Annotated in this window: 29 protein-coding genes; 12 read left to right on the top strand and 17 right to left on the bottom strand. The window is 71.5% G+C overall.

What is annotated here, in order from left to right; translation table 11 throughout:
- The first annotated feature begins 24 nt into the window (after positions 1-24).
- Together ABD346_RS08040 and ABD346_RS08035 are read left to right on the top strand one after the other, a co-directional pair.
- Complete coding sequence (locus tag ABD346_RS08040) at positions 25-561, top strand: DinB family protein (RefSeq protein ID WP_344373364.1); 537 nt, start codon at positions 25-27, stop codon at positions 559-561.
- A 96-nt stretch (positions 562-657) separates the two neighbouring features.
- The gene (locus tag ABD346_RS08035; RefSeq protein WP_344373363.1) at positions 658-1,113 is read left to right on the top strand and encodes a hypothetical protein; all 456 of its coding nucleotides are present in this window, start codon (positions 658-660) and stop codon (positions 1,111-1,113) included.
- Positions 1,114-1,146: 33 nt separating this feature from the next.
- Here ABD346_RS08035 and ABD346_RS08030 read toward each other — a convergent pair whose 3' ends face one another.
- The 7 genes from ABD346_RS08030 to ABD346_RS08000 form a co-directional block, all read right to left on the bottom strand.
- The gene (locus ABD346_RS08030; protein WP_344373362.1) at positions 1,147-1,620 is read right to left on the bottom strand and encodes a hypothetical protein; all 474 of its coding nucleotides are present in this window, start codon (positions 1,618-1,620) and stop codon (positions 1,147-1,149) included.
- A gap of 150 nt (positions 1,621-1,770) precedes the next feature.
- Positions 1,771-2,454: a uracil-DNA glycosylase gene (locus ABD346_RS08025; protein WP_344373361.1), complete on the bottom strand. Its 684-nt coding sequence runs from the start codon at positions 2,452-2,454 to the stop codon at positions 1,771-1,773.
- Positions 2,455-2,548: 94 nt separating this feature from the next.
- Entirely contained in the window at positions 2,549-4,102 is a 1,554-nt protein-coding gene (locus ABD346_RS08020) for an ABC transporter substrate-binding protein (protein WP_344374428.1), read from the bottom strand.
- Positions 4,103-4,263: 161 nt separating this feature from the next.
- Complete coding sequence (locus ABD346_RS08015) at positions 4,264-5,025, bottom strand: SDR family oxidoreductase (protein ID WP_344373360.1); 762 nt, start codon at positions 5,023-5,025, stop codon at positions 4,264-4,266.
- Between the two features lie 17 nt (positions 5,026-5,042).
- Positions 5,043-5,804 (bottom strand): 3-oxoacyl-ACP reductase FabG, encoded by a 762-nt coding sequence (fabG, locus tag ABD346_RS08010; RefSeq protein ID WP_344373359.1) that lies wholly within the window; start codon positions 5,802-5,804, stop codon positions 5,043-5,045.
- 148 nt (positions 5,805-5,952) lie between these two features.
- Positions 5,953-6,336, bottom strand: coding sequence for a DUF3037 domain-containing protein (locus ABD346_RS08005; RefSeq protein ID WP_053724272.1), 384 nt, complete (start codon positions 6,334-6,336; stop codon positions 5,953-5,955).
- The gene (locus tag ABD346_RS08000; protein WP_344373358.1) at positions 6,333-7,205 is read right to left on the bottom strand and encodes a HipA family kinase; all 873 of its coding nucleotides are present in this window, start codon (positions 7,203-7,205) and stop codon (positions 6,333-6,335) included. The genes ABD346_RS08005 and ABD346_RS08000 overlap by 4 nt, the downstream gene beginning before the upstream one ends.
- Before the next feature lie 159 nt (positions 7,206-7,364).
- On the opposite strand from ABD346_RS08000, the gene ABD346_RS07995 reads away from it, so the two are divergent.
- Positions 7,365-7,811 (top strand): Rieske (2Fe-2S) protein, encoded by a 447-nt coding sequence (locus tag ABD346_RS07995; RefSeq protein WP_344373357.1) that lies wholly within the window; start codon positions 7,365-7,367, stop codon positions 7,809-7,811.
- On the opposite strand, the gene ABD346_RS07990 is transcribed toward ABD346_RS07995, so the two are convergent.
- Positions 7,798-8,448 (bottom strand): isochorismatase family protein, encoded by a 651-nt coding sequence (locus ABD346_RS07990; protein ID WP_344373356.1) that lies wholly within the window; start codon positions 8,446-8,448, stop codon positions 7,798-7,800. The two genes, ABD346_RS07995 and ABD346_RS07990, sit on opposite strands and share 14 nt — an antisense overlap.
- Before the next feature lie 103 nt (positions 8,449-8,551).
- On the opposite strand from ABD346_RS07990, the gene ABD346_RS07985 reads away from it, so the two are divergent.
- Positions 8,552-9,028 carry a pyridoxamine 5'-phosphate oxidase family protein gene (locus ABD346_RS07985; protein WP_344373355.1) on the top strand — a complete coding sequence of 159 codons (477 nt, stop codon included), beginning with the start codon at positions 8,552-8,554 and terminating at the stop codon, positions 9,026-9,028.
- A 3-nt stretch (positions 9,029-9,031) separates the two neighbouring features.
- Here ABD346_RS07985 and ABD346_RS07980 read toward each other — a convergent pair whose 3' ends face one another.
- On the bottom strand, positions 9,032-9,934 hold the full coding sequence (locus ABD346_RS07980) for a LysR family transcriptional regulator (protein WP_344373354.1): 903 nt from the start codon (positions 9,932-9,934) through the stop codon (positions 9,032-9,034).
- Between the two features lie 74 nt (positions 9,935-10,008).
- On the opposite strand from ABD346_RS07980, the gene ABD346_RS07975 reads away from it, so the two are divergent.
- Complete coding sequence (locus tag ABD346_RS07975) at positions 10,009-10,965, top strand: DMT family transporter (protein ID WP_344373353.1); 957 nt, start codon at positions 10,009-10,011, stop codon at positions 10,963-10,965.
- Here ABD346_RS07975 and ABD346_RS07970 read toward each other — a convergent pair.
- Positions 10,959-12,299 carry an aminotransferase class I/II-fold pyridoxal phosphate-dependent enzyme gene (locus tag ABD346_RS07970; protein WP_344373352.1) on the bottom strand — a complete coding sequence of 447 codons (1,341 nt, stop codon included), beginning with the start codon at positions 12,297-12,299 and terminating at the stop codon, positions 10,959-10,961. The genes ABD346_RS07975 and ABD346_RS07970 overlap by 7 nt on opposite strands.
- Before the next feature lie 23 nt (positions 12,300-12,322).
- Between ABD346_RS07970 and ABD346_RS07965 the strand changes: the two genes are divergently transcribed.
- Complete coding sequence (locus tag ABD346_RS07965; protein ID WP_381228283.1) at positions 12,323-13,006, top strand: pyridoxamine 5'-phosphate oxidase family protein; 684 nt, start codon at positions 12,323-12,325, stop codon at positions 13,004-13,006.
- 64 nt (positions 13,007-13,070) lie between these two features.
- On the opposite strand, the gene ABD346_RS07960 is transcribed toward ABD346_RS07965, so the two are convergent.
- The 3 genes from ABD346_RS07960 to ABD346_RS07950 form a co-directional block, all read right to left on the bottom strand.
- Positions 13,071-14,021 (bottom strand): DMT family transporter, encoded by a 951-nt coding sequence (locus tag ABD346_RS07960; protein ID WP_344374427.1) that lies wholly within the window; start codon positions 14,019-14,021, stop codon positions 13,071-13,073.
- Between the two features lie 190 nt (positions 14,022-14,211).
- A complete protein-coding gene (locus ABD346_RS07955) occupies positions 14,212-15,195 on the bottom strand; it encodes an EamA family transporter (protein WP_189960676.1) in 984 nt (327 codons plus the stop codon).
- 158 nt (positions 15,196-15,353) lie between these two features.
- Positions 15,354-15,908: a Clp protease N-terminal domain-containing protein gene (locus tag ABD346_RS07950; RefSeq protein WP_344373350.1), complete on the bottom strand. Its 555-nt coding sequence runs from the start codon at positions 15,906-15,908 to the stop codon at positions 15,354-15,356.
- Positions 15,909-16,154: 246 nt separating this feature from the next.
- Between ABD346_RS07950 and ABD346_RS07945 the strand changes: the two genes are divergently transcribed.
- Together ABD346_RS07945 and ABD346_RS07940 are read left to right on the top strand one after the other, a co-directional pair.
- Entirely contained in the window at positions 16,155-16,346 is a 192-nt protein-coding gene (locus ABD346_RS07945) for a hypothetical protein (RefSeq protein ID WP_344374426.1), read from the top strand.
- Between the two features lie 150 nt (positions 16,347-16,496).
- The gene (locus ABD346_RS07940; RefSeq protein WP_344373349.1) at positions 16,497-16,925 is read left to right on the top strand and encodes a type II toxin-antitoxin system Rv0910 family toxin; all 429 of its coding nucleotides are present in this window, start codon (positions 16,497-16,499) and stop codon (positions 16,923-16,925) included.
- A 135-nt stretch (positions 16,926-17,060) separates the two neighbouring features.
- Here ABD346_RS07940 and ABD346_RS07935 read toward each other — a convergent pair whose 3' ends face one another.
- The gene (locus ABD346_RS07935) at positions 17,061-17,348 is read right to left on the bottom strand and encodes a hypothetical protein (RefSeq protein ID WP_344373348.1); all 288 of its coding nucleotides are present in this window, start codon (positions 17,346-17,348) and stop codon (positions 17,061-17,063) included.
- Between the two features lie 191 nt (positions 17,349-17,539).
- Entirely contained in the window at positions 17,540-18,145 is a 606-nt protein-coding gene (locus tag ABD346_RS07930) for a PadR family transcriptional regulator (RefSeq protein ID WP_344373347.1), read from the bottom strand.
- Positions 18,146-18,306: 161 nt separating this feature from the next.
- Between ABD346_RS07930 and ABD346_RS07925 the strand changes: the two genes are divergently transcribed.
- Positions 18,307-19,122, top strand: coding sequence for a PhzF family phenazine biosynthesis protein (locus tag ABD346_RS07925; RefSeq protein ID WP_344373346.1), 816 nt, complete (start codon positions 18,307-18,309; stop codon positions 19,120-19,122).
- Positions 19,123-19,246: 124 nt separating this feature from the next.
- On the opposite strand, the gene ABD346_RS07920 is transcribed toward ABD346_RS07925, so the two are convergent.
- Complete coding sequence (locus tag ABD346_RS07920) at positions 19,247-20,029, bottom strand: CPBP family intramembrane glutamic endopeptidase (protein WP_344373345.1); 783 nt, start codon at positions 20,027-20,029, stop codon at positions 19,247-19,249.
- A gap of 185 nt (positions 20,030-20,214) precedes the next feature.
- Here ABD346_RS07920 and ABD346_RS07915 point away from each other — a divergent pair, with 185 nt between their 5' ends.
- Entirely contained in the window at positions 20,215-21,999 is a 1,785-nt protein-coding gene (locus ABD346_RS07915; protein ID WP_344373344.1) for a VWA domain-containing protein, read from the top strand.
- On the opposite strand, the gene ABD346_RS07910 is transcribed toward ABD346_RS07915, so the two are convergent.
- Positions 21,996-23,510, bottom strand: a complete 1,515-nt coding sequence (locus tag ABD346_RS07910) for a glutamate-cysteine ligase family protein (protein ID WP_344373343.1) — start codon at positions 23,508-23,510, stop codon at positions 21,996-21,998. The two genes, ABD346_RS07915 and ABD346_RS07910, sit on opposite strands and share 4 nt — an antisense overlap.
- Before the next feature lie 488 nt (positions 23,511-23,998).
- On the opposite strand from ABD346_RS07910, the gene ABD346_RS07905 reads away from it, so the two are divergent.
- A complete protein-coding gene (locus tag ABD346_RS07905) occupies positions 23,999-24,586 on the top strand; it encodes a hypothetical protein (protein ID WP_344373342.1) in 588 nt (195 codons plus the stop codon).
- A gap of 333 nt (positions 24,587-24,919) precedes the next feature.
- The gene (locus ABD346_RS07900; protein ID WP_053729707.1) at positions 24,920-25,126 is read left to right on the top strand and encodes a DUF5999 family protein; all 207 of its coding nucleotides are present in this window, start codon (positions 24,920-24,922) and stop codon (positions 25,124-25,126) included.
- Positions 25,127-25,236 lie beyond the last annotated feature (110 nt).

The raw sequence follows: 25,236 nt of genomic DNA, 5'->3' as shown, positions 1-25,236 counted from the left end.
GAGGCCGTCCGCGAGGATGACGCCATGACGACCTCCGAAGTACCGCCGGCCGAGACCGCCGAGCGCAATGAGCCCGCACTGGACGCCACCGAGCGGGCGATGCTCGACGGCTGGCTGGAATACCACCGCGAGACGCTGGTGTGGAAGTGTTCCGGGCTCACCGACGAGCAGCTCAAGCAGGCCGCCGTGCCGAGCTCGACGCTCACCCTGCTCGGCCTGCTGCGTCACCTGACCGAGGTCGAACGCTGGTGGTTCACCACGGTGTTCGGCGGCGAGCCCGATGTCTGGGTGTACGGGACCGAGGAGGACCCGGACGCCGACTTCCACTTCGGCCCCGACGACACCTACGCGGACGCCCTCGCCGGCTGGCAGCGCGAGGTCGCGACCGCCCGCTCGCATGCGGCGAAGCACGACCTGGACGACCTCAGCGTCGGCACCGCCCGGGGCGGCCAGCACTTCAATCTCCGCTGGATCTACACCCACATGATCGAGGAGTACGCCCGCCACAACGGCCACGCCGACCTGATCCGCGAGGCGGTCGACGGCTCGACGGGCGAATGAGTCCGGGGAAACATGGAGGCGGCCGGGTCACTCGTGCGGGCCATTTGTAGGCCCGTACTATCGCCCAACTGCCGCCACAGCCAGCAGAGTTGCCAGATGCACCGAACCAGGAACGCGCTGAAGCTCATGACGGCCGTGGCGGCTCTCACCGTCTGCGGATGCGTCTCGGGCTGTGTCTCCGTCGACGCCCGGACCACGCCCACCCAGCCATCCGCCGCCCCGCCCGCCCGGCCGCCGGGCGGGGGCGCCCCGCAGACGCAGATCGTCCAGGCCCCGGCCCGCGAAGCCCTGGACTCGGCCATGCCGCCGGACGCCCCCTCCCCTTCGCCGCCCCCTCCGCCGAAGGCGGAGCAGCCGGACGCGCCCCGCCCTCACCGCCACCCCCGGACCGATCAGCCCAGGCGCCACCCCGCCGCCCCCAGGAAGAGGCACCCCCGGCCGGCCCCCGCGCCGCCCTCCTCGGGCGACATCTGCGCGCTGGGCGAGGGGTACGGCGGCTGGCAGCCGGACAGCCCCGAGGCCCGCATCTGCCATGAGGCATACGGCAATTGACGGACCGTCATCCGGCGCGCCACCGGCGGCCCGTCACACGGCGTCCAACTGCCTTTCGAGCCGCCGCAGCGCCTCGCGGATGCCGTTGCCGTACGCGTCGTCGGACAGCGCGTCCAGGGCCGCGTGGGCCCGGTCGAGGTGGAGCCGGGCCTCCTCCGGGCGGTGCAGCTTCAGATAGTCGGCGGCGAGATTGAGGTGGAGCGAGGGGTAGAAGGCCCGCACCGCGAGCGAGGCGTGGTGCTCGGTCAGACGCTCCTGGCTCAGGCCGTCGGCCGCCGCCAACGCCCTGAGGTCCCAGGCCAGTTCGTCCCCGGCGTCGTCCTGGGCGTCCGCCATGTAGTGGGCCAGGGTGCAGCGGTGGAGCGCGTCGCCGTCCTCGCCGAGCTCCGTCCACAGGGCGCCGAAGCGGTTGCGGGCCTCCTCGCGGTCCCCGCCGTGCAGCAGCATCATCGCTTGCCCGATCCGGGTCATCACGATGTCCCCCGGGGCTTCCTGCATGTCCGTCACCGCTGTCTCCACCCGTCGTCACGAAAGCCGATCGTCTTCGACGCTAGCCGCCGCCACTGACAATGGGCCTCAGGCTCGGGCGGGGACCCGGGCCTGTCAGCCGGACGCCGTCACCACGCCCGGCCGATGGTCCCCCTCGACCGGTCCCCCTCAGCCCAGGTTCGGCACGCGCCAGTCGATCGGGGCGTGGCCCTGGGCCGCGACGGCCTCGTTGATCTGCGTGAACGGGTGCGAGCCGAAGAACTTCTTGGCCGAGAGCGGGGAGGGGTGCGCGCCCTTGACCACGACGTGGCGCTCCTCGTCGATCAGCGGGAGCTTCTTCTGCGCGTAGTTGCCCCACAGCACGAAGACCGCCGGGTCGGGCCGCGAGGCGACGGCGCGGATCACCGCGTCGGTGAACTTCTCCCAGCCCTTGCCCTTGTGCGAGTTGGCCTCGCCGGAGCGCACGGTGAGCACCGCGTTGAGCAACAGCACGCCCTGCTGCGCCCACGGCATCAGATAGCCGTTGTCCGGGATGTCCAGGCCGAGCTCGTCGCGCATCTCCTTGTAGATGTTGCGCAGCGACGGCGGCGTCCTGACGCCGGGCCGCACCGAGAAGCACAGGCCGTGTCCCTGGCCCTCGCCGTGGTACGGGTCCTGGCCGAGGATCAGGACCTTCACCTTGTCGTACGGCGTCGCGTCGAGGGCCGCGAAGACCTCCTCGCGGGGCGGGAAGACGGGGCCCTTCGCCCGCTCCTCCTCGACGAACGCGGTGAGCTCCTTGAAGTACGGCTTCTGGAGCTCCTCGCCGAGGACGCCCTGCCAGGATTCGGGCAGCATGGCGATATCGGTCACGTCAACAACCTCCGTGGGACATTCGGTTACCGCACCCTCGGTGCGGATTTCCGAACCTACCGGGAGCCACTGACAACGCCGTCCGCGCCCGCCCCTACCAGCTGGTCTTGCGGTGCAGCTCCCACATCTGCATGACGGTCTGCGGGTCCATGGCGCGCTCGCCGCCCGCGATGTCGTCGCTCGCGGCGATGTAGAGCTTGCCCTGCCACAGGGGCAGCAGCCGTACGTCGTCGACGAGGATGTCCTGGGCGCGCTCGAACTGCTTGCTCACGGCGCCCCGGTCGGAGATCTCGCGGGACTGCGGGATCAGCTGCGTGGTGATCTCGCGCGGCTCGTACGGCGTGCCGACCGCGTTCTCCTTGCCGACGAACGGAGCGATGAAGTTGTCCGGGTCGGGGAAGTCGGGGAACCAGCCGCGCCCGAAGACGGGGAATTCGCCGGCCTGGAAGCCCTCGGTGTACGTCTTCCAGGGGCGGCTGTCGAGCGTGATCTCGAAGAGGCCCGAGGCGTCGAGCTGCCGCTTGAGTTCCTGGAACTCCGCCGCCATCGAGGAGCCGTAGCGGTCGGTGGTGTACCAGAACGTGAGCGGGACCGGGGCGGTGATGCCGGCCTTGCGCAGGATCTGCTTCGCCTTGTCGACGCTGGGCGAGCCGAAGGTGTCGAAGAAGCTGGTGGTGTGCCCGTTCACGCCGGTCGGGACCATCGAGTACAGCGGTTCGGCGGTGCCCTTGTAGACCTTGGCGACCAGGGCGTCGCGGTCGACGAGCTGGGCGACCGCGCGGCGTACCGCAGGGTTCGCGGCCTCGGGGTCCTTGGGGTTGAACACCAGGAAGCGGATCTCGGTGCCGGTGTTCTCGACCAGTTCGAGCGGCTTGCCCGCGGCCTTCTCGTTGCGTACGTCCTCGACCTCGTCCGCGGTGATGCCGCGGTAGGTGACGTCGATCTGCTTGTTCTTGAGGGCGTCCACCATGGTCTTGGAGTCGCGGAAGTAGCGGATGGTGACGCCGTCGTTCTTGAGCTGCGCGAAGCCCTGGTAGCTGTCGTTCTTCTTCAGGACCGCGCGGTCGCCCGCCTTGTACGAGTCGAGCGTGTACGGGCCGGAGCCGGTGAGCCCGCCGTCGTCGCGGAGCTTGTCGGCCGGGTAGGCCTTGGGGTCCACGATCGACATCGCGGGCGCGCCGAGCACGTAGGGGAAGGTCGCGTCGGGTTTGTTGAGGTGGAAGGTGACGGTCAGATCGTTGTCGACGCTGACGTGGTCCAGGCTGCTGAGCAGCCCCTTCGGACCCGCCTTCACGTTGATCTTCACGATCCGGTCGATGGAGTACTTGACGGCGTTCGCGTCGAGCGTGGCTCCGTCGGAGAAGGTCATTCCCTTGCGCAATGTGCAGGTGAACGTGCGGCTCGACTTGTCCTGGAACTCGCAGGACTTCGCGGCATCGGGCTGCGGGGCGCTGCTGCCGGTCGGGAAGGCCACGAGCGTCTGGAAGACATTCCGGTACAACTCCCACGATCCGTCCCAGGACGCGGCCGGGTCGAGCGTGCTCGGTTCGCTCGTCGTACCCACTGTTATCTCCTGCTGCGCCTGCGAACCGCCCCCCGAGAGCAGTCCGCAGCCGCCGAGCAGGGATATGGACGCAAGGGCCGCCATGGTGCGCCGGCAGATGGTCCGCTTGAACACGTGCACGCTCCTCGATCGGCCATGGGTCGGCAGACCATACCGCAGTGCCCCGCCGAGTCGACCGACCGTCTCAGCAGGGCACTTTGGAATATTCAGGAGCAAATCCGCTCAGGGTTCGCGGACTCCTCGTGTCAGTGGACTCCGGCGTTGAGGAACAGCCCGCCGTCGACGACCAGCGTCTGTCCGGTGACCCAGTCCGACTGCTCGGAGGTGAGGAAGGCCGCCGCCCCGCCGATGTCGGCGGGCACGCCGAGCCGGCCCAGCGGGTAGGCCGCGGCGGCCTCCGCCTCGCGGCCCTCGTAGAGCGCCTGGGCGAACTTGGTCTTGATCACGGCCGGGGCGATCGCGTTGACCCGGACCACCGGCGCGAACTCGTGCGCCAGCTGGAGGGTCAGGTTGACCATGGCCGCCTTGCTCATGCCGTACGCGCCGATGAAGGGCGAGGCGGAGACGCCGGCGATGGAGGCGATGTTGACGATCGCGCCGCCGTTGTCCTTCTGCCAGGCCTTCCAGGTCTGCTGCGCGAAGCCGAGCGCGGAGATCACGTTCGTCTCGTAGACCTTGCGCGCGACGTTCAGGTCGAGCTCGGCGATCGGGCCGAACACCGGGTTCGTACCGGCGTTGTTGACCAGGAAGTCGACCCGGCCGAAGGCCTCCATGGTGCGCTCGACGACGGCCGCCTGGTGGGCCTCGTCGGCGGCCTTGCCCGCCACCGCGATGACCCGGTCGGAGCCGAGCTTCTCGACGGCCTCCTTGAGGGCGTCCTCGCCGCGTCCGGTGATGCACACCCGGTCGCCGCGGGCGACGAGCGCCTCGGCGATGCCGTAGCCGATGCCGCGGCTGGCTCCGGTGACCAGGGCCACCTTGCCCGACAGTTCAGGAAGTTCAGTCATGTCCCTTGCCCCTGGCCCTAGTTGAGCGGTCCGCCGGCCACGTACATGACCTGGCCGGAGACGAAGCCGGCGGCGTCGCCCGAGAAGAAGGCGATCGCGTTGGCGATGTCCTCGGGGAAGCCGACGCGCTGGACGGGGATCTGGGTGGCGGCCGCGGCCTGGAACTCCTCGAAGCCCATGCCCACCCGGGCGGCGGTCTGCGCGGTCATCTCGGTGACGATGAAGCCGGGGGCGACCGCGTTGGCGGTGATGCCGAACTTGCCGAGCTCCTTGGCGAGGGTCTTGGTGAAGCCCTGCAGGCCGGCCTTGACGGCGGAGTAGTTGGCCTGGCCGCGGTTGCCGAGCGCGGAGGACGAGGAGAGCGAGACGATGCGGCCCCACTTGGCGTCCACCATGTGCTTCTGACAGGCCTTGGCCATCAGGAACGCGCCCTTGAGGTGCACGTTCATCACGGTGTCCCAGTCCGACTCGCTCATCTTGAAGAGGAGGTTGTCGCGCAGCACGCCCGCGTTGTTGACGAGGATGGTCGGCGCGCCGAGCTCGGCCGCCACACGCTCGACGGCCGCCTCCACCTGGGCGCTGTCCGACACGTCGCAGCCGACGGCGATGGCCCGGCCGCCCGCCGCGGTGATCTTGTCGACGGTGTCCTTGCAGGCCGCCTCGTCGAGGTCGAGTACGGCGACGGCCCGGCCCTCGGCCGCAAGCCGGACGGCGGTCGCGGCGCCAATGCCCCGCGCCGCCCCGGTCACGATGGCGACACGCTGCTCGGTGGTGGACATGCTGTTCTCCTCGCCCTGGGATCCGCGGCCCTCAGTCACTGAGCAACCGCTTAGTAGCTTCAGCAGACGAGACGCTAGAAGCCCTGGCACCCGGTGTCAACGGCCCACGGATCCCCCGGCGCATGTCACACCCCCGCCGGGGCGGAATTCAGCGCACCAGGAGGTCGAGCAGCCGCTCGGCCTCGGCCGCCGGATCGGCGGTCAGGCCGGTGTGCACGGGGCCCGGCTGGACGACCGTGGAGCGCGGCGCGATCAGCCAGCGGAACCGGCGGCCCGCGTCGTCGCCCGCCGCCTGCCCGGCACCCTCGCCGCCGCCGCAGACGCCCTCGACGGCGCGCAGCGCGGCCCGTACGCCCACCACGTCCGCGGCCGGGTCGAGCGCCTTCAGCTTCGCCTCGTCCAGATGGGTGCGCGCGGCGACGAAGGAGTGGGCGCGGCAATAGACCAGCACGCCCGCGTTGAAACATTCACCGCGCTCGACACGTGGCACCACGCGCAGCAGCGCGTACTCGAAGACATCGCGCTTGCTCAACGGTCGTCGTCCTTCGTGCTGTTCTCGGCGTTCTGGGCGTTCTTTGTGGGGTGCGGCCACGGCTTGATGTGGTCGGTGAGCCAGCCGGGAGGCTGCGGCGCCTTTGTCTTCACCGGCGTGTCAAACGTGATCCGCTCGTGGATGTCGGCGGCTCGGGCGAGCAGCGGCTCGACATAGGCGCGCCGCAGCGCGTCGGTGGTGTCGAACCCGGGCTCGTCGACCAGCCACTCGCACGGCACGAGGGCCGCGACCTCGGTCAGGAGCTGTTCGGTCACCAGCGGCGCGAGCTCGGCGGCAGCGGCGGCGATGTCGGGGCCGAACGGCGCGAGCGCGTGGTCGGAGGCGTTGTACGGCTTGGCCGCCGAGGCAGCGGCGCCCGGCCAGCTGTGGTGCCAGATCATCGTGGCGCCGTGGTCGATGAGCCACAGGTCGCCGTGCCAGACCAGCATGTTGGGGTTGCGCCACGACCGGTCGACGTTGTTGATCAGCGCGTCGAACCAGACGACCTTCCCGGCCTCGGCCGCGTCCACCTGGTAGGCGAGCGGGTCGAAGCCGAGCGAGCCGGGCAGGTAGTCCATCCCCAGGTTGAGGCCGCCACTCGCCTTGAGCAGCTCCTGCACCTCCTGGTCGGGCTCGGACAGGCCGATGACCGGGTCGAGCTGGATGGTGACCAGTTCCGGGACGCGCAGCCCGAGCCGCCGGCCGAGCTCCCCGCAGATGACCTCCGCGACGAGCGTCTTGCGGCCCTGGCCGGCCCCGGTGAACTTCATGACATACGTTCCGAGATCGTCGGCCTCGACGATGCCCGGAAGCGATCCGCCCTCACGCAACGGCGTGACGTACCGGGTCGCGGTGACTTCAGTGAGCATGGGCACAGGCTACTTCGCGGCAATCGGGCGCTCGCTCCCTTTTCCTCCCGGCCCGGCCCCGCCCGGTTCATGAGAAGTGGCCGGATCGCTGAACGCCCCGCGCGCCCCTCCCGTACACCCTCACGCAGCTAGGCGTCGTACATCGAGAGGACAGTCAGCATGAGCACCGAATCGCAGTCCGTACCCGTGCAGGTTCCGGCGCGCCGCACCGTCATCGCGTGCGTCGGGGCGGCCGGGCTCGCCGCCGCGCTCACCGCGTGCGGGGGCGGCGGCTCGGACGACGCGAAGCCCGCCGGGGACGGGGCCGGCAAGGACGCCGGGGGCGTGCTCGGCAAGACGTCGGACATTCCGCAGGGCGGCGGGAAGATCTTCGCCGCGCAGGGCGTCGTGGTCACCCAGCCCACCGCCGGCCAGTTCAAGGCGTTCTCGGCGAAGTGCACCCATCAGGGCTGTGCCGTGTCGTCGGTGTCGGGCGGGACCATCAACTGCCCCTGCCACGGCAGCAAGTTCGACGTCGCGGACGGCAGCGTCAAGGGCGGCCCCGCGCCGTCCCCGCTGCCCGCCGCCGCGATCTCCGTCGAGGGGGATTCGATCAAGCTCGCGTGACGCGGCGGGCCACCCTGAGGCAGCCCAGGATGTCGTCGGTGGCGGCCACCGTGGCGACCAGGGCGAGGGTGTTGCGGATCATCGCGGGGGTGTAGTCGGCCGGCACCCCCGCGATCGCGTCGGCCGCGACGACCGCCGTGTAGCCGAGGTTGACCGCGTCGAAGACCGCGTTGGGGATCGCCACGTTCGCCGAGACGCCGGTGACGATCAGGGTGCGGCAGCCGAGGTTGCGCAGGAGCGGGTCCACGTCCGTTCCGGCCACCGGTGAGAGGCCGTGCAGGCGGCGTACGACGATGTCCTCGTCGGCCACCTCGATCGGTTCGGCGATCCGCACCGCCCGTGAGCCGGAGTACTGCTGCACGGGCAGCCGTTCGGCGGCCCGGAACAGGCGCGCGTTGCGGTTGGCCCCGCGCCCGTCGGGGCGGCGCTCCGCGACCGCGTGCAGCACCTGGACGCCCGCTTCGTGCGCGCCCGCCACAAGGCGGGCCACGTTGTGCAGCGCTCCCGACTCCCGCGCCACCTTGGCGAGTTCGGGCAGCGCACTGTCCGCGCCGACCACGCCCTGCTGGCACTCCACGGTCATCAGGACCGTGGAGGACGGGTCGAGCTGTTCCGCGAGGAGTTCCTTCGTCGCCATGGCGCCGGAGGCTAACCGCCATTGCGCAACGAGGGAAGAGCGCGCCATGATTCCTGACGGACCGTCAGAATGCCTGCACGCAACCGTGGAAGGGATGGCGCGGATGACCGTCACACAGCGCCGGGGCCGCCGGATCATGATGACCGACGAGGAGCGTGACGCCTTCCTCGGCGAGCAGCGCACCTGCCGGGTCGCCACCGTCTCGGCCGACGGGAGGCCGCACGTCGCGCCGCTCTGGTACGTCTGGCACGGCGGCTCGCTCTGGCTGTACTCGATCACCCGCAGCCGCCGCTGGACCCAGCTCGGCAAGGACCCGCGCGTCGCGGTGGTGGTGGACGACGGCACGGAGTACGGGGAACTGCGCGGGGTGGAGCTGAGCGGCAGCGTCGTCCCGGTCGGCGAGGCCCCGCGCACCGGCGAGCCGTGTCCTGAACTCGCCGATGTGGAGCGGCTGTTCGCGGCGAAGAACTTCGGCCTCGAGGAGATGGTCCACGACGGGCGGCACGCCTGGCTGCGGCTGACCCCGGACACGGTGGTGTCGTGGGACTTCCGCAAGCTGGGCGGCGACTTCGCGCGGTAGCCCTCAGGCGAGCCGCTCCCCCGCCGCCGCCAGCGCGTCGACGGCCGCCCGGATCGAGGGCCTGCGGTCGGCGTCGGCGCGCCACACCGCGTACACATGGCGGCTCATCGCGTCGCGCACCGGAACCACCCGCACCCCGTCGGGGATCGGGCCACGGCCCAGGCGCGGGGCGATGCTGACGCCCAACCCGGCTTCCACCAGGGCGAGCTGGGTGGCGTGTTCGCGGGCCACGTGGGCGATTCTCGGCTCGATGCCCTTGCCCCGCAGCGTGAACATGAGCCACTCGTTGCAGAACTCGCCCTCGGGCCAGGTGATCCACTCGTCGTCGGCGAACTCCTCCAGGTCCACCGCCTCGCGGCCGGCCAGCGGATGCCCGGCGGACAGGGCGACGTCCGCGAGGTCGTCGAGGACCGCCCGCTTGGCGAGCCCGTCGGGCAGCGGCAGCGGCTTGTTGTACCAGTCGAGTACGAGCGCGAGGTCGAGGTCGCCGAGCAGCACGCCCCGCACCGACTCGTCGGCCTCCAGTTCGTCGGAGCGGACGGCGAGCTGCGGATGCTCGGCGCGCAGCGAGGCGAGCGCGGCGGGGAAAAGACCCCGGGCGGCGGTGGCGAACCCGGCGATCCTGAGCTCGCCGACGACCCGGCCGCGCTGGGCCTCCAACTCGGCCTGGGCGACCTGGACTTGGGACAGGATGCGCGAGGCGTGATCGGCAAGCAGCCGGCCGGCGTCGGTGAGCCGCACGCCCCGCCCGTTCTTGGCGAGCAGCGGCTGGCCGGCCTCCCGCTCCAGCTTGGCGAGCTGCTGGGAGACGGCGGAGGTGGTCACGTGCAGGGTGTCGGCCGCGCCGCCCACCGAGCCGTGCCGGGCCACCGCGTCGAGGGTGCGCAGGCGCTCCAGATTCAACATGTAAGCGATGCTAACCGATCGTCCGCATACTTTCTCGCTTGTGCTACGTAGTTCTCGGCCTCATCCTGGTCGTCATGAGCACCACCGCCCCGTCCCGGGCCACCTCCCCCGCACCGACCTCGACAACGGTCCCGCGCCGTCCCGCCCTCGACTGGCGCATCCGGTTCGCGGCGCTCTCGCTGATCTGGGGCTTCAGCTTTCTGCTGATCAAGGTCGGCACGGACGGCTACGCGCCGTTCCAGGTCACCTTCGGACGGCTGCTGTTCGGCACGCTGGTGCTCGCCGTGGCGATGGCCGTCAAGCGCGAGCGGCTGCCGCGCGGGCGCCGCACCTGGCTGCACCTCACGGTGGCGGCGCTGCTCCTCAACGCGGCGCCGTTCTCGCTCTTCGCGTACTCGGAACTGACGATCCCCTCGACGCTGGCCGGCATCTGCAACGCGACCTCGCCGCTGTGGGGCATGGCGCTGTCCATGGTGGCGCTCTCCGAGGACCGGCCGACCCGCCGCCGGGTCGCGGGGCTCGGCCTCGGCTTCCTCGGGGTGCTCACCGTGCTCGGCGCCTGGCAGGGCTTCCACGGTCTGGACGTCACGGGCACCGCGATGGCGCTGCTCGCCTCGCTCTGCTACCCGGTCGGCTGGATCTACGTCCGGCGCACGCTGGCGGGCAGCGGCCACTCCAATCTGTCCCTGATCGGCTCGCAGCTCGGCGTCGCCACGCTCCAACTGGCCCTGGTCACCCCGCTGTTCGCCGGGTTCCCGAGCTCCTTCCCGCTCGTCCCGCTGCTCGCGGTCGCGGCGCTCGGCGCGCTCGGCACGGGCCTCGCGGTGCTCGTCCAGTACGGGCTCGTCAACGAGGTGGGCCCGACGACCGCGCAGATGGTCACCTACTTCATCCCGGTGATCGCCACGGCCGCCGGTGTCGCGGTCCTCGGCGAGAGCCTCAGCTGGAACACCCCGGTCGGCGCGGTCGTCGTCCTCGCGGGCGCGGCCCTCACCCAGAGCCGCGCCCGCGCGAAGCCGAAGGCTCAGTAGACGTAGCGCGTCCCGGGGCCCGGGCCGATCGCGGAGGCGATCGCGTCCGCGAGCGGCCCGATCTCGTCCAGGGCCAGGCTCGACACCGTGAGCCGCACGCCGGGCGCCGACGCCATCCGGAAGCGGGCGCCGGGCGCCACCGCCCAGCCCGCGTGCAGCAGCCGGGACACCGCACCCGTCTCGTCCGGCACCGGCACCCACACCACGAAGCCGCTGCGGCCGTGCGCCTCGACGCCCCGCTCGCGCAGTGCCCGCAGCAGGCCCTCGCGCCGTTCGCGGTACGAGCACGCGACCTTCGCCGGGTCGACGGCGCCCGATGTCCACAGCTCGACGACGGCCCGCTGGAGCAGCCGGCTGACCCAGCCGGGCCCGAGCCGCTGGCGCCCGCGCACCCGGTCGAGTGTGACGGCGTCCCCGGTCAGCACGGCGAGCCGCAGATCCGGCCCGTACGCCTTGGCCACGGACCGTACGAAAGCCCAGTGCTCGGTGACCGGGGTGACGGGATGGAGCGGCAGATCGACCATGCCGTGGCCGTGGTCGTCCTCGATGAGCAGCACCCCGGGGTGCCCGGCGAGGACCTTGCGCAGGGCCCGGGCGCGGGCCGCGCTCACGGCCGCGCCCGTCGGGTTCTGCGCCCGGCAGGTGATCACGACGGCCTTGGCGCCCGCGGCCAGGGCGCGTTCGAGCCCCTCGGGCAGCGGGCCCTCGTCGTCGAGCGCCATGGGTTCGGGCCGCAGCCCGAGCGCCGGTACGAGGTCGAGCAGCGCGCCCCAGCCGGGATCCTCGATCGCCACCGCGTCACCGGGGCGCAGGTGGGAGGTGAGCACCCGCTCGATGGCGTCGAGCGAACCCGACAGCACGCCGACCGGCCCGTCCGGCACGCCCCCTTCGTCGAACCCGGCGCGGGCCAGGCGCGCGAGATCCTCGTCCACGGGCTCCTGCCCGTACATGTACCGCCCGGGCCGTTCGGCATTGCTGCGGGCGGCGGCGGCCAGCGCCTCGCCGAGCGGCGGGAGCAGCGTCGCGTCCGGATTGCCGTCGGCGATGTTGCGTACGCCTTCGGGCACGTCCACGCGGATGAGGTCGCGGGCGGTGCTCGCGGGCCTCGGGCGCACGCGGCTGCCGCGCCGGCCCGCCGTCTCGATCACCCCGCGGTCGCGCAGCAATCGGTAGGCGGCCGCGACGGTGTTGGGGTTCACGCCGAGCTCGGTCGCCAACTCCCGCAGCGGGGGCAGCAGTTGACCCGGTTCGAGCCCCCCGGAGCCCACTGCGCGCTCCACACTCTCGGCGATCTCCGATGCGCGGCGCCCCACAATCCGATATTCTCCTAGCACAAACCACATTATGCACTAGTGCAATGGAGATCGCAATGTCGGACACCGCGACCGCAGCCCCCTATCAGGCGACCGACCGCACCGTACCGACCCGCTCGCGCGAGCGGGCCTCGTACGACCGCGAGCTGGTGCACGGCCTCCTCGACGAGGCGTACGTCTGCCACCTGGGCTTCGTCCGCGACGGCGCGCCCGTGGTGCTGCCGACGCTCTTCGCCCGGGTCGGCGAGCGGCTCTACATACACGGCTCGACGGGCTCGCGTCCGCTGCGCGCGGCGGGCCAGGCCGATCCCGGGCTTGCGGTGTGCCTGACCGTGACCCACGTCGACGGCCTGGTCCTGGCCAAGTCCGCCTTCCACCACTCGATCAACTACCGCTCGGTCGTGGTGCACGGCATCGCGCACGAGGTCACCGACCCCGGGGAGAAGCGCGCCGCGCTCGACGCGCTGGTGGACCACGTCGTCCCGGGCCGCTCCCTCGACTCGCGCCCGGCGAACGCGAAGGAACTGGCCGCGACCGCGGTGATCAGCCTCGACCTGAACGAGGTCTCGGCGAAGCTGCGCACCGGCGGCCCGAACGACGACCCTGAGGACCTCGCGCTCCCCCACTGGTCCGGCGTCCTGCCGCTCACCCCGGGCTACGGCGCCCCCGTCCCGGCGGAGGGCCTGGACCCGGCGCTGCCCGTGCCGGACTACCTGTCGGCGCTCTGAGGCAGCCGCGCCTCGTTCGCGCTTCACGGGAAGGGTGGGCCCCCGCCCGGGGGCCCACCGCTCGCTACAGCACCACCGGCTCTCGGCGGGACCTGGCCGCCTGCCTCGTCTCGGCCGCGGCGAGCCCGATCACCGCGAGAAGCAGCAGCGCGGTGCCCGCCGCGGTCGCCGCCGTGATGCGTTCACCGAGCACCGACACCGCGATCACGGCCGCGCTGACCGGTTCGAGCAGCATGATCACGGACACGGTCGCGGCCCGGACGACCGCCGCCCCGGCGAAGTAGAGCGCGTACGCGAGCGCGGTGGGCACGGCCGCCACGTAAAGGAGCAGGAAGACCACCCGCATCGGTTCCACGGTGTGCGGAAGCAGGCCCTCCGTGCCCGCGAACGGGAGCAGGCACAGGGCCGCGACGCCGAAGGCCCAGGCCGTGGTGGCCGACGGGTCGGCGGCGCCGCCCTCGCGGCCGAGCCACCTGGTCAGCAGGGTGATGGCCGCGTACCCGGCAGCCGACACCAGCGAGAGGACGACCCCGGCGGGCCGGACCGTGCCGCCGCCGTTTCCGATCCACAGGACCGCGAGCCCGGCGAGCGCTCCGGCCACGGCCGCGCTGCCGGCCCAGCCGATCCGCTCGCCCAGGGCGACGCGGGCGCCGAGCGCGATGAGGACGGGCCCCGCGCCGAGGGTCACCACGGTGGCGACCGCGAGTCCGGTGGCCTCCACAGCCGCGAAGTACGCGCTCTGGAAGATCATCAGGCCGATGCCGTTGCCGAGGATGCGCAGCAGCCGGCGGCCGCGCGGTTCGGCGGCCTTGGGCGCGGGGCGGCGGCGCAGCGCCATCGCGCCGAGCAGCAGGACAAGGCCGCCCGCGCAGCGCCAGAAGGACAGGGCGAGCGGCCCGAGGTCGCTCGCCCCGAAGACCAGGGCCGCGGCGCCGCCCGCCGTGCCCCAGGCGACTCCGGCGAAGGCGAGGTAGAGCAGACCGCGCCCGACGGGCAGGGTGGCGGAGGGGCCCATGGCAAGGCCCGTTGAAGAGTTCGACACGTACGTACTCCGAAGAGGAAGACAGCTGGCTGGACGCTGGCGTGGAGTACGCGGGCAGCGACGAGCCGCTCGGCGACTGCCCGAGCCGGGTCTTCGTCAGGAGTGCGGCCGCCCGCGTTACGCGGCGGGAGGCGGCAGTACGGTCGCATGCATGAGCGTCACCCTAGGCGGCTGACTGCCCGGCCGACAACTCCCCTTCGGCGGGCGCGGGACCGCCTGAGGCGACCGGCCCCGAGGCGGCTCTGGGGGCGGAGGACTGGGCGATGAACGCGCCGGTCAGGACCACCGCGCCGCCGATGATCTGCGGCGCGGAGAGGTGCTCGCCGAGCAGCACCCAGGCGAAGACGGTCGCGAGCACGGCCTCCAGGCAGGCGACCACGCCGGCCACCTGCGGCGAGAGCTTGCGCACCGAGATGACCCCGGTGACGTACGCGACGACGGTCGCGATCAGCACGATCCAGCAGAGCAGCAGCACGGCGGGCACCTGGGAGCCGTTCATGTCGGCGCTGCCGCCGAGCACCGACCACTTCATGTCCCAGGGCCTGGCCACGACGGTCAGGACGAGCGCGCCGATGAGCAGCCCGTAGGCGATGACACCGAGCGGGTCGGCGGCGTCATCGCCCTCGCCGCCCTGGTCGGACAGGACGAAGTAGCCGACCTGGCAGCAGGCCGCGCCGAGCGCCAGCAGCAGTCCGACCGCGTCGAAGCTCAGCCCGGACCAGACCTCGACGACACAGGCGAGCCCGCCGACGGCGAGCACCACACCGAGCGCGGCGGCACGGCTCACTGGCCTGCGCTGCACGAACCGGACCCAGCCGAGGACGAGCGCGGGCGCCAGGTATTCGACGAGGAGGGCGACGCCGACGGGTATGCGCGATATGGAGGCGAAGTAGCAGGCCTGGACGCCGGCGACGGCAAGCAGCCCGAACCCGGCGAGCAGCGCGGGTTTGCGCAGCACCAGGCGGCGGTGGCGCCAGGCCACCGGGAGCATGACGAGCGCGGCCCCGGTCACCCGCAGCCACACCACGTGCAGCGGGTCGAGCCCTGCCTCGATGAGCGGCTTGGCCGCCACACCTGAACCACCGAATGCGAAGGCCGACACCAGGGCGAGTCCCAGGCCGACGCTTCTTCCCTGAGACGCGTGCATCGGCACATCATGGCAGCCCGGGTCAGGACCGTCATCCGCGTGACACCTGTCGAGACGGGGAGCGCATTCCGGCCCGCCGGCAGGGCCTCGGCTCGGCACGGTACGGGGGCCTTCGGGCCTGCCGCGCGGCTTGGCCGGCCACCCGGCCAAGGGGGCTTTCAGCCCCGCCGGGAGGGCTCTCCCACGCGGTCGGCCGGCCCCCGGTCGGACGGCTCTCCCAAGCCGTCGGCCAGCGCGGCCGCGTCCACTCCCGCGTGCTGGAAGACCTGGACGGCCCGGCACTCCGGGTCGGCGGCGAGCGCGGCCAGCAGGTCCCGCCCAGTGACCTGGTCACCGCCGCGCGCGGCGGCCCGGCGCAGCGCGTACTCCATCGCCGCCAGGGCGCTGGGCGACCAGCCGGGCTGCGTCATCAGCGGCACCGCCCCCGAGTCCTCGACGGATCCCTGCCAGCGCAGCCCGTACCCGATGCTGCGCTGCACCAGGTACCCGAGCACGCGCGCCACCTGTGGTCCGTCCTCGAACGCGGCCCGCACCTCGGGGTCGCTCTCCATCAGCGAGTGCAGCAGATGTGCGGTGTCCAGCTGCCGGTCCCCGTCGCGCAGAGCACGCCTGCGGGCGCCCGCGACCACCGAGGCCAGCTCCGCGGTGAGTCGGGCTTCGATGTCTGCGGGGGACGGGACCTGGTGAGGGGCCTCTGGGGCAGGACGGTGCACCCCTCAACCTCATCAGCCGACGGCACGGAGAACATCCCCGAGGAGGAGCATTCGTCCTCCCGCGAAAGTTGGGCACGGATGACCGGGTTCTCCTCCTTACGGATGAGATCTCGGAAATCTCCCCCACGAGGGCAACCCTCCGGCGCGTGGCGTACTGCCCCGCGCCCCCGGCGCAACCACGCCGCCGCCCGGACTCGTCCTTCCCGCATGACACAGCCGTCCCCACCGCCCGCCGAGGGAGCGCCGATGTGCTGGATGGTCGCCCTCCTGGCCCAGAACGGACTGCAGTACGTGTACCGGGTGTACGCGCCGCGCGAGGCGCTGCCGGGCGATCTGTTCTGGGCCGCCTTCCACTGCCACGACGAGTCCGCGCGCCCGCGCGCCTCGGACCTGTTCGACTCCGCGCAGATCTGGGCGCTGGAGACCCAGAGGATCTGAGCGCGGCGCGCGGGGCGGGGTACGGGACAGCCTCCTGGCGCAGGGCATCGGGACCGCGGCAATCTGACGGTTCATCAGTATTGAATGTTCGACCGCCTCCCGCTACGTTCCGCGCACGTCCCCGTCACAGTCCCACGAAGGAGTGGTCGCATGGCCGAGGTCAGCGCGGAGGCACGTATCGAGGCTCCGGCCGAGAAGGTCTGGGCACAGCTCACCGACTTCTCCTCGTACGGCGAGTGGAACGCCACGCACACCAGCTTCCCCTCGGGCGGCCCCGAGAAGCTGGAGCTGGGCGCGACCTACGCGGAGAACATGAAGCTCATGGGCTTCCCCGCCGAAGTGGCATGGACGGTGGACGAGTTCGAGGCCGGCCGGGTGTTCGGCATCCGGGGCAAGGGCCCGATGGGCGTGAACGTCGCCAACCGCTACACGGTCGTCCCCGACGGCGCGGCCACCACGGTCCGCATCGACGGCGAGTTCACGGGCGCCGCGGTCTCACTCATGGCAGGCAAGCTCAAGGACTCGGCGACGGCCGCCCTGAACGAGTCACTGCGCAAGCTCGGGGGGCTGTGCGCCTGAGCGGGCGAACGCCCCGCGGCCGACCACGCGGAACGCTCGGCCGGGAAAACCCGGCCGAGCGCCGATCAGGTCACTTCCGGTCCGCTCAGGCGGCTACGTGCCGCGATGCCCTCCCGGATTCACCCGGCACCGATGTCACCGGGAGTCGCCCAGCAGGCACCCGCCCCCTCCCGGAGTGTTGGGAATGTCGGCCGAGGTGTAGGCGACGTAGGCCATCTCCCGGCCCAGTTCCGCCGCCTCTTCCTTCGTCAGGTACCGGGGGCCTTCGACGCAGCGGCCGGAGTCGGCGTCCCAGACGCCCCCCACTCGGGCGACCTTGGTGTACTCGGGTCCGGGGTCGGCCTGCGCGGAGGCGGCGGACGTCGCCAGCAGCGCGGCCGCGGCGAGGACGCCGAGGACCTGGACAGAGCTTCGAATGTTCATACCCGACATAACGGCCATATCGAGGAAGCGTCACCCATGAATGCCGGGGCGACGGCTCAAGGCGATGCCGCCGACCGGAAAGCCCGGCCGCCGGCATCGCCCGGCCCCCTCGCGACCCCATCCGCCGACCACATGCCGCAGCGCCCCCTCGAATTCACCGAGGGGGCGCCTGGCGTTGCTCTGCGCGAGGTTCAGTCCTCGTCGGCAAGGATCAGATAGAGCTTCTTACGGGCGTCGTTGATGACGGCGAGGGCCTTCTGGCGCTGGTCGGCGGAGCCGGTCTTCCAGACCTGGCCGAAAGCCTCCATCAGGCCGAAGCCGGCCTGCCGGATCTCGTGCATGGCCTCCCAGTCGACTCCGCGCCCGGCGTCCTCCCAGGGAGCCTCGGCTCCCGATTCGGCCTCCGTGCGCCCGGCGTCGGTGAGCGTGAACAGCTTCTTGCCGCCCTCGCTCTCGCTGGTGATCAGGCCCTCGTCCTCCAGGAGCTGGAGGGTGGGGTAGACCGAGCCCGGGCTGGGCTTCCAGGCCCCGCCACTGCGCTCGCCGATCTCCTGGATCATCTCGTAGCCGTGCATCGGCCGGTCCTTGAGCAGGGCCAGGATCGACGCGCGGACATCACCGCGCCGCGCCCTGCCCCGGGGACCTCCCCGGCCGCCACGGCCGCCGGGACCGAACGGTCCGCCCCACGGTCCCCCGCCGAAGCCGGGACCGAAGGGCCCGAAGGCGGAACGCCGCCCCTCGAAGTCGCCCCGACCGCGATGGCCGGGTCCTTGCTGTCCGTATCCATGTGAACGCATGGTTCGCTTCCTTCCATCGTTGATCTGTCGCGATGCGTCAACGATATATCGGTGACAGTCGCTTGACAACCCCCTCCCGAACAAGAGCCGCCCCCAGAACCGGTCCAGCCACCGCGAATTGGCCTTGGCCTGCGTGTTTTCCCCTCCCGTACGGTGCCGCCATGCGCATTCGAATCGTCGACGCCTTCACCGACCGCCCCTTCGCCGGCAACCCCGCCGGCGTCCTGCTGCTCGACGCCTTCCCGGCTGACGACTGGCTCCAGGACGTGGCCCGCGAGGTCAACCACGCCGAGACCGCCTTCGCGCACCCCCTGCCGCCGGGCGGGGACGCGGACTGGGCGCTGCGCTGGTTCACCCCGGCCACCGAGGTCGACATGTGCGGCCACGCCACGCTGGCCACCGCACACGTCCTGCACTCCACGGGCGCCGCGACCGGCACGGTGCGGTTCGCCGCGCGCTGCGGCATCCTCAGGGCGACCGCCGACGAGGACGGCACCATCACCCTGGACTTCCCGACCTCGTCCCTCCAGGAGGAAGCCGTCCCCGACGGCCTCGCCGAGGCGCTCGGCGCCCCGGTCGTCTCGGTCCACGACACCTCGGCCGACATCGGCGACCTCCTGGTGGAGCTGCCCGACGAGGCGGCCGTACGCGGCCTGGCGCCCGACGCCCGCACGCTGGGGCGGCACTCCCGGCGCGGCATCATCGCGACGGCCGCGGCCGCGGACCCCGCCGCCGGGTACGACTACATCTCGCGCTGTTTCTTCCCCAACGTCGGCATCGACGAGGACCCGGTCACGGGCAGCGCCCACACCGCGCTCGCGCCGTTCTGGTCGGGGCGCCTGGGCCGGGCCGAGCTGACCGGCCTCCAGGCCTCGGCCCGCGCCGGCCTCGTCCGTACAGAGGTACGCGGCGAGCGCACCCTGCTCACCGGCCGTGCGGTGACGGTCATCGACGGCCGGCTGCTGACCGCGCCCTAGGCACACGCCTCAAGACGCGCCCCGGGCACCGGCTCATCGACGCGCGCCCCCGGCGCCCGCCTCAAACGATGTAAGGGGCGTACGCAATAGACGTATGCCCCTTACTTCTCGCACTCCCGACCGCTCACATCGTCGGCAGCCAGCTCACCTTCCCAGCGAGCAGCGCATACCCGACGAAGGCCCCGATGTCGAGCAGCGCATGCGCCACCACGAGCGGGCCGACGCGCTGCCAGCGCCGGTAGAGCAGGACGAAGACCACGCCCATCACCATGTTGCCGATGAAGCCGCCGATGCCCTGGTAGAGGTGGTAGGAGCCACGGAGCACCGAGCTCGCGACGAGCGCGGCCATCGGTGTCCACCCCAACTGGCCGAGCCTGCGCAGCAGATACCCGACGACGATCACTTCTTCGAGCACGGAGTTCTGCAGCGCCGAGAGAATGAGTACGGGGTACTTCCACCACACGTCGGGCAACGACTCGGGGACGACGGTCAGATTGCCGCCCGCCGCCCGCGCCACCAGATAGAACGCGAGCCCCGCGCTGCCGATCCCGGCGGCGATCAGTACGCCCCGGCCGAGGTCGGACCAGGGCCGCGTCCGGTCGAAGCCGAGCACCCGCAGGCCACCGGTCCGCTCGCGGAGAAGCAGGTGCGCGACGAGCGCGACCGGCACGAGCGCCGTCGCGATGCCGAACAGTTGCCAGGCGAGATCGAGCCACGGCCGCCCGGGGGCGTACGAGGTGTTGAGATTGGCCGCCTGGTGCTTGAGACCGCCCGGCTTGGTGAGCGATCCGATGAAGCTGATCAGCGCCGACACTCCGCTCGCGCCGAGCGAGAGCGCGAGTACGAGCCCGGTCTCGGACCGCAGGATCCCCGGTGAAGTCCCCTCTTCGGGAAGAGAATCAGCCACGCGCTCGGCCTCCACCTGCACACCTGCCTCCAGTTGACGAATCCCGTTCCATCCCCACCGCCGCCCCGCTAGGGTCTCGAAAGAAATTACGAAGATCGCGCGCGACAGGCCGGGGGACAGGCGCCATTGCGATGGTGCGGTCTCCCTTTTTCCTTGTTCAGGATTCAAGGAGGGGCACCACCGCCATGGGACGTCACAGCTTGCCCGACGACGCCGCGACCGGAAGCACCGGGGAGGGCAGGGGCTCCGCGCGGCGGCGCACGGTCGCCCTCGCGACCGCTCTCGTCCTGGCCGTGGCCGGGGGCACGGCCATCGCCGTACAACGCGGGCTGCTCACCTTCAGCCACTCCTGCGCTGCCTCCGCCGTGCGGCTCGATCTGGTCGCCTCCCCCGATGTGGCCCCCGCCGTGAAGACCGTCGCGGACCGGGCCCGCAAGGAGAAGATCACTTCGGACGGCTCGTGCATGGACGTCCGGGTGACCGCCCGGGACTCCTACCAAGTCGCGGCTTCGTTCACTTCGGGCGCCAAACCCGACTTCTCGGTGTGGATTCCCGACGCCTCGCTGTGGGTGGACCGGGCGAAGGACACCAGCGGCTCGGCCTCCGTCGTCACCGCGGGCCACGTCGCCGACTCGCCCGTCGCCCTCGCCGCGGTACCGGCCGCCGCAAAATCGCTCGGCTGGCCTCAAAAGACCTACACCTGGGCCGAGTTGACCGAGGCGGCCGCCCAGGACGGCAAGGTGCGCCTCGGCGCGGCCGATCCGGCGCACAGCGCCGCCGGGCTGCTCGCCCTGAGCAGCATCGGCAGGTCGGCGGCCGGCCGGGGACCCGACGGCAGCACCCGGACCGCGGCCCTCGCCAAGCTGCTCTCGCAGCGGGTCTCCGACAGCGACGGCCAGGTGGCGGGCACCCTCGCCCGCGACAGCTCGGCCGCCGAGACCGGCAATGCGCACCGCAACCAGGCGGTGGTCCTGTCCGAGCAGGCGGCCTTCGCCTACAACGCCTCGCGCGGTCCGGGTGAGGGACTGCGGCTCTTCTACCCCAAGGACGGCGCCGCCCAGCTCGACTATCCGTACACGATGGTGCGCGAGACGGGCATGAGCACCGATGCGAGCCGGGCCGCGATGCGTTTCCTGACGCTGCTCGGCGACCCCGAGTCCGTCCGGGTCCTTGCCGGGCAGGGCTTCCGTACGCCGGGCAAGCCCGCCGCCGGCCCGGTCGCCTCGGCCGCCGGGGGCCGTTCGCCGCAGCCGTACGCGAGCGCCACCGCCGACCCGCCGTCGGCCCAGGAGCTGCAGGACACGCTGGGCATGTGGACGATCACCGTGCAGAGCGCACGGCTGACGACGGTGGTGGACGCCTCGGGTTCGATGGCGGCCACGGTGCCCGGCTCGGGCGGGCGCTCGCGCATGGAGGTCACCAAGGCCTCGCTGCTCCAGGCGCTTGCACAGTTCACGCCCGAGGACGAGATCGGGCTGTGGGACTTCTCAACGCACCTCGACGGCTCACGCGACTATCGCCGCCTGGTGCCGACCGTCCGGCTCGGCGACACCGGGGCTGGCGGTCGCACCCAGCGCGACAGGCTGTCGGCTGCGTTCGCCGCGCTGCAGCCGGTGCCCGGCGGTGCAACCGGGCTCTTCGACACGACGCTGGCCGCGTACAAGGAGGCGACTTCCACGTACGCGAGCGGCAAGTTCAACGCGGTGGTGCTGCTGACCGACGGCGCCAACGAAGATCCCGGCAGCATCTCGCGGGCCGACCTCGTCACGCAGTTGCAGAAGCTCACCGATCCCTCGAAGCCGGTGCCGCTGATCGCCATCGCGGTCGGCCCGGAGGCCGACAAGGACGAGGTGCAGCAGATCGCGAAGGCGACCGGCGGCGCCGGGTACCAGGTGAACGACCCGGCCGACATCCAGGCCGTGATCCTCCAGGCGATCATGGCCCTGGGCCAGGCCCAGCACCGCGGTTAGCCCGTCGACCGGCCGGGAAAGCCGGTCGGCCAGGTGTGCACCGGCTCGCCCCCGAGCATCAGCTCCCGGTAGCGCCGGGTGGTGGCCGCGAGGGCCGCGTCCCGGCCCAGCCCGGCTGCCAGCGCCCGGTGATAGGTGTCGACCTGCCAGGACGCCCCGTTCACGCGGCGCCGACACCGCTCCTCAATGATGCCGAGGTAGTGGTCCCGGTCGGCCGGCTCGACCCCCCACGCGTCGAGGCCGGCCGCCGCAAGGGGCAGCAGCTCATCGCGTACGAGCTTGACCGCGGGCACCCGGGCGAGCCCGCCGCCACGCCGGGGCACCGGCCAGAGCAGCTCGGCGTCGATGCCGTACCGGCACGCCGTGTCGAAGTTGGCGGCGGCCGACTCGAAGGGCAGCCGCGTCCACACCGGCCGGGACTCCTCCGCCAGCGCCCGCACCAGGCCGTAGTAGAAGGCCGCGTTGGCCAGGACGTCGGTGACGGTGGGCCCGGCCGGGAGCACCCGGTTCTCCACCCTCAGGTGGGGCACGCCGTCGGCGATCCCGTACACGGGCCGGTTCCAGCGGTAGATCGTGCCGTTGTGCAGGATCAGCTCCTTCAGGCGCGGCACGCCGCCGTCCGCGATGACCCGCAGCGGCTCCTCCTCGTCGCAGATGGGAAGGAGCGGCGGGAAGAAACGCAGGTTCTCCTCGAAGAGTTCGTACGCGGACGTCACCCAGCGCTCCCCGAACCAGGTGCGCGGGCGCACCCCTTGGGCACGCAGCTCGGCCGGTCTGGTGTCGGTGGCCTGCTCGAAGAGCGGCGGCCGCGACTCGCGCCACAGCTCCCGCCCGAACAGGAAGGGCGCGTTGGCGCCCAGCACGATCTGCACGGCCGTGACCACCTGTGCCGCGTTCCACACCGCGGCGAACCGTGCGGGCGTCACCTGGAGATGCAACTGCACGGAGGTGCAGGCCGCTTCGGGGGTGATCGAGGCGGAGGTGCAGACGAGCCGTTCCACCCCCTGGATGTCGAGGGTGAAATCCTCCCCGCGGGCCGCCACTATTTGATCGTTGAGCAGGGCGTAGCGGTCGACGTCGGAAAGATTCCCGGGTACGAGATCGTCCTGGGTCAGGGTTGGCAGAATTCCGATCATGATGATGCCGGCGTCGACCTCGGCGGCTTTGCGATCGGCATACCCGAGCCCGGTCCTCAACTCCTCGGCGAGCTGATCGAATACGCGGCCGCCGAGCCGGTGCGGGGCTATGTTCACTTCCAGGTTGAACATTCCGAGTTCGGTCTGGAAATCCCTGCTCGCGATGCGTTCGAGCACCTCGGCATTCATCATGCGCGGCATACCGTCGCGACCCGCGAGATTCAGTTCCAGCTCCAGCCCCATCATGTTCCTGGGGCGGTCGAACCGCTTCTGGGCCAGGAGCCTCCCGAGCCCCTCCAGGCACTGTTGTAGCTTGTCCCGGTAGCGGTGCCGATCGGACAGGTCGAATCCGCCTGCCACGACCTTCTCCCCCATCGAAGGGTCCCTCCTCGAATGGGCAGCCAGCGACACCGGCCGCTCGCGTCACGGTCGATAATGCCCAGCCTTACTGATCCATAACGCCTGCGCGGGCAGCACCGGAGGAGTAGTCTCACAAGCGGCGGCATCCGGCACATTCAGCGGGCATACGGCAACGGGCAGTTACCACCGTCGCGGCAATGGTGAAAAACACCGACGAGATTCGGCCGACCCCCGGCGGGGCACCTTTCCAGGTGGGGGCCTCGTACACGACATTTCCCCGGGTAAATCGCCCGCGCAGAAGGACCTGATACCGACTTGCGGGCAATATCGACGACAGCTAGACGAAACACTGCGTGAACACGTGTCGTATAAACTCCGCAAACGAGGCAGAGAGTTGGCGCCCCGGCCATCGATCGTCGGCCCCCCTCTGACCCCGCACCGCAGACAGCGCCGTCCGCACCGCCCACGCATCACCGTGTCTCCGAAGTGAGAGGCGACCCACCATGCCGCTGCATGTCCCCCCGGCCCCCGCGCCCGCCCTGCGCAGCGTCCTCGCGGCACTCGGTTCCCCCACCGCCGTCCGCGAGGCCCGCACCCCGGCCCTCCGCTCCGCCCCAGGTCCGCTCACCCCCGAACTCCCGCTCCCGCTCCACGTCCTGGACGGAATCACCCCGGGCGGCCGGACCCCGCGCACCCGCCTGGCCGGCTGGCGTTTCCTCATCAGCGACCCCGACCGCCCGGTCGCCGCAGCGGACACCCGGCTCACTCCGGACGGCTGGGCCTTCTCGCACTTCTTCGAGGGCCCCTACATCGCCTCGACCGCGCGCGCCCTGCACCAGGCCGAACTGCTCACCACGCACTACCAGCCCCGGCTGCTCTCGGTCCCCGAGCTGTACATGCTGACGCTGTGGCTGCACGGCGCCACCACCGCCGACGGCGCCACGGGCACGCCCGCGCCCAACGACCTGCTGGTGCCGCTCGCGCCCGCCCCGCCCGGCATCTGCGCCCACCGCCCGCTGCGGGTCAGCGAACTGCTGCCGGTCCTGACCCTGCGGCTGGCTCCCGCGCCGCTGCTCGGCCAGCCCGTCTGACCTCGCCTTCGGCGACGCGCGGAAAAGTGCCCCGCGACCGGTGTGGCCGCGGGGCACCGGTGTGTCTATGCTGCGTACGCGCCGCCTCCGCCAGACGGGCTAGTCCGGCCGGGCCACTGCGAACCACCCGAAAAGACAAGCCAGTTGAGCTGAACCGTCCGTGCGGGTGATACGTCATTAAGCAGTAGGAAGCGCTGCCGCGAAATCCCTGCGGATTGACGCCCGTGGGGCAACACTGGGATCGGACCGACCGACTTACTACGGGGGGCGGCCATGAACAACCAAGCATCGAGCCGCAGCACACTCACCACGACGCAGCGAAAGAACGCATCCATGTGCCAGCACCAGCCAGCCTGCCCGACAGCCTTCTCCGCCGACCGGGAAGCCGCGAAGCCCGTGGCACACCACCCGGAGCAGGGCTGGAGCCTGCTGTGCAACGGTGTCCTGCTCTTCGAGGACACCGGTGAGCTGCTGCCGGACGGGCAGATCATCGCCCCGCACCGGTCGCTCACGGCCGAGCAGGTGGCGACCGCCGCCTAGCGCGGCCTCGTACGGACAGCTCTCGTACGGACGCATCCCCAGCGGACTCGTCCCGTACGGAAACACAAGGGCCGGCCCGGGGAACACCCCCGAACCGGCCCTTACGCATG

Origin of the sequence: Streptomyces mauvecolor (genome assembly GCF_039532965.1) — a bacterium.
GTDB lineage: Bacteria > Actinomycetota > Actinomycetes > Streptomycetales > Streptomycetaceae > Streptomyces > Streptomyces violascens.
The sequence above is the reverse complement of the archived record's forward strand: the minus strand, read 5'-3'. Positions and strand labels throughout refer to the sequence as shown.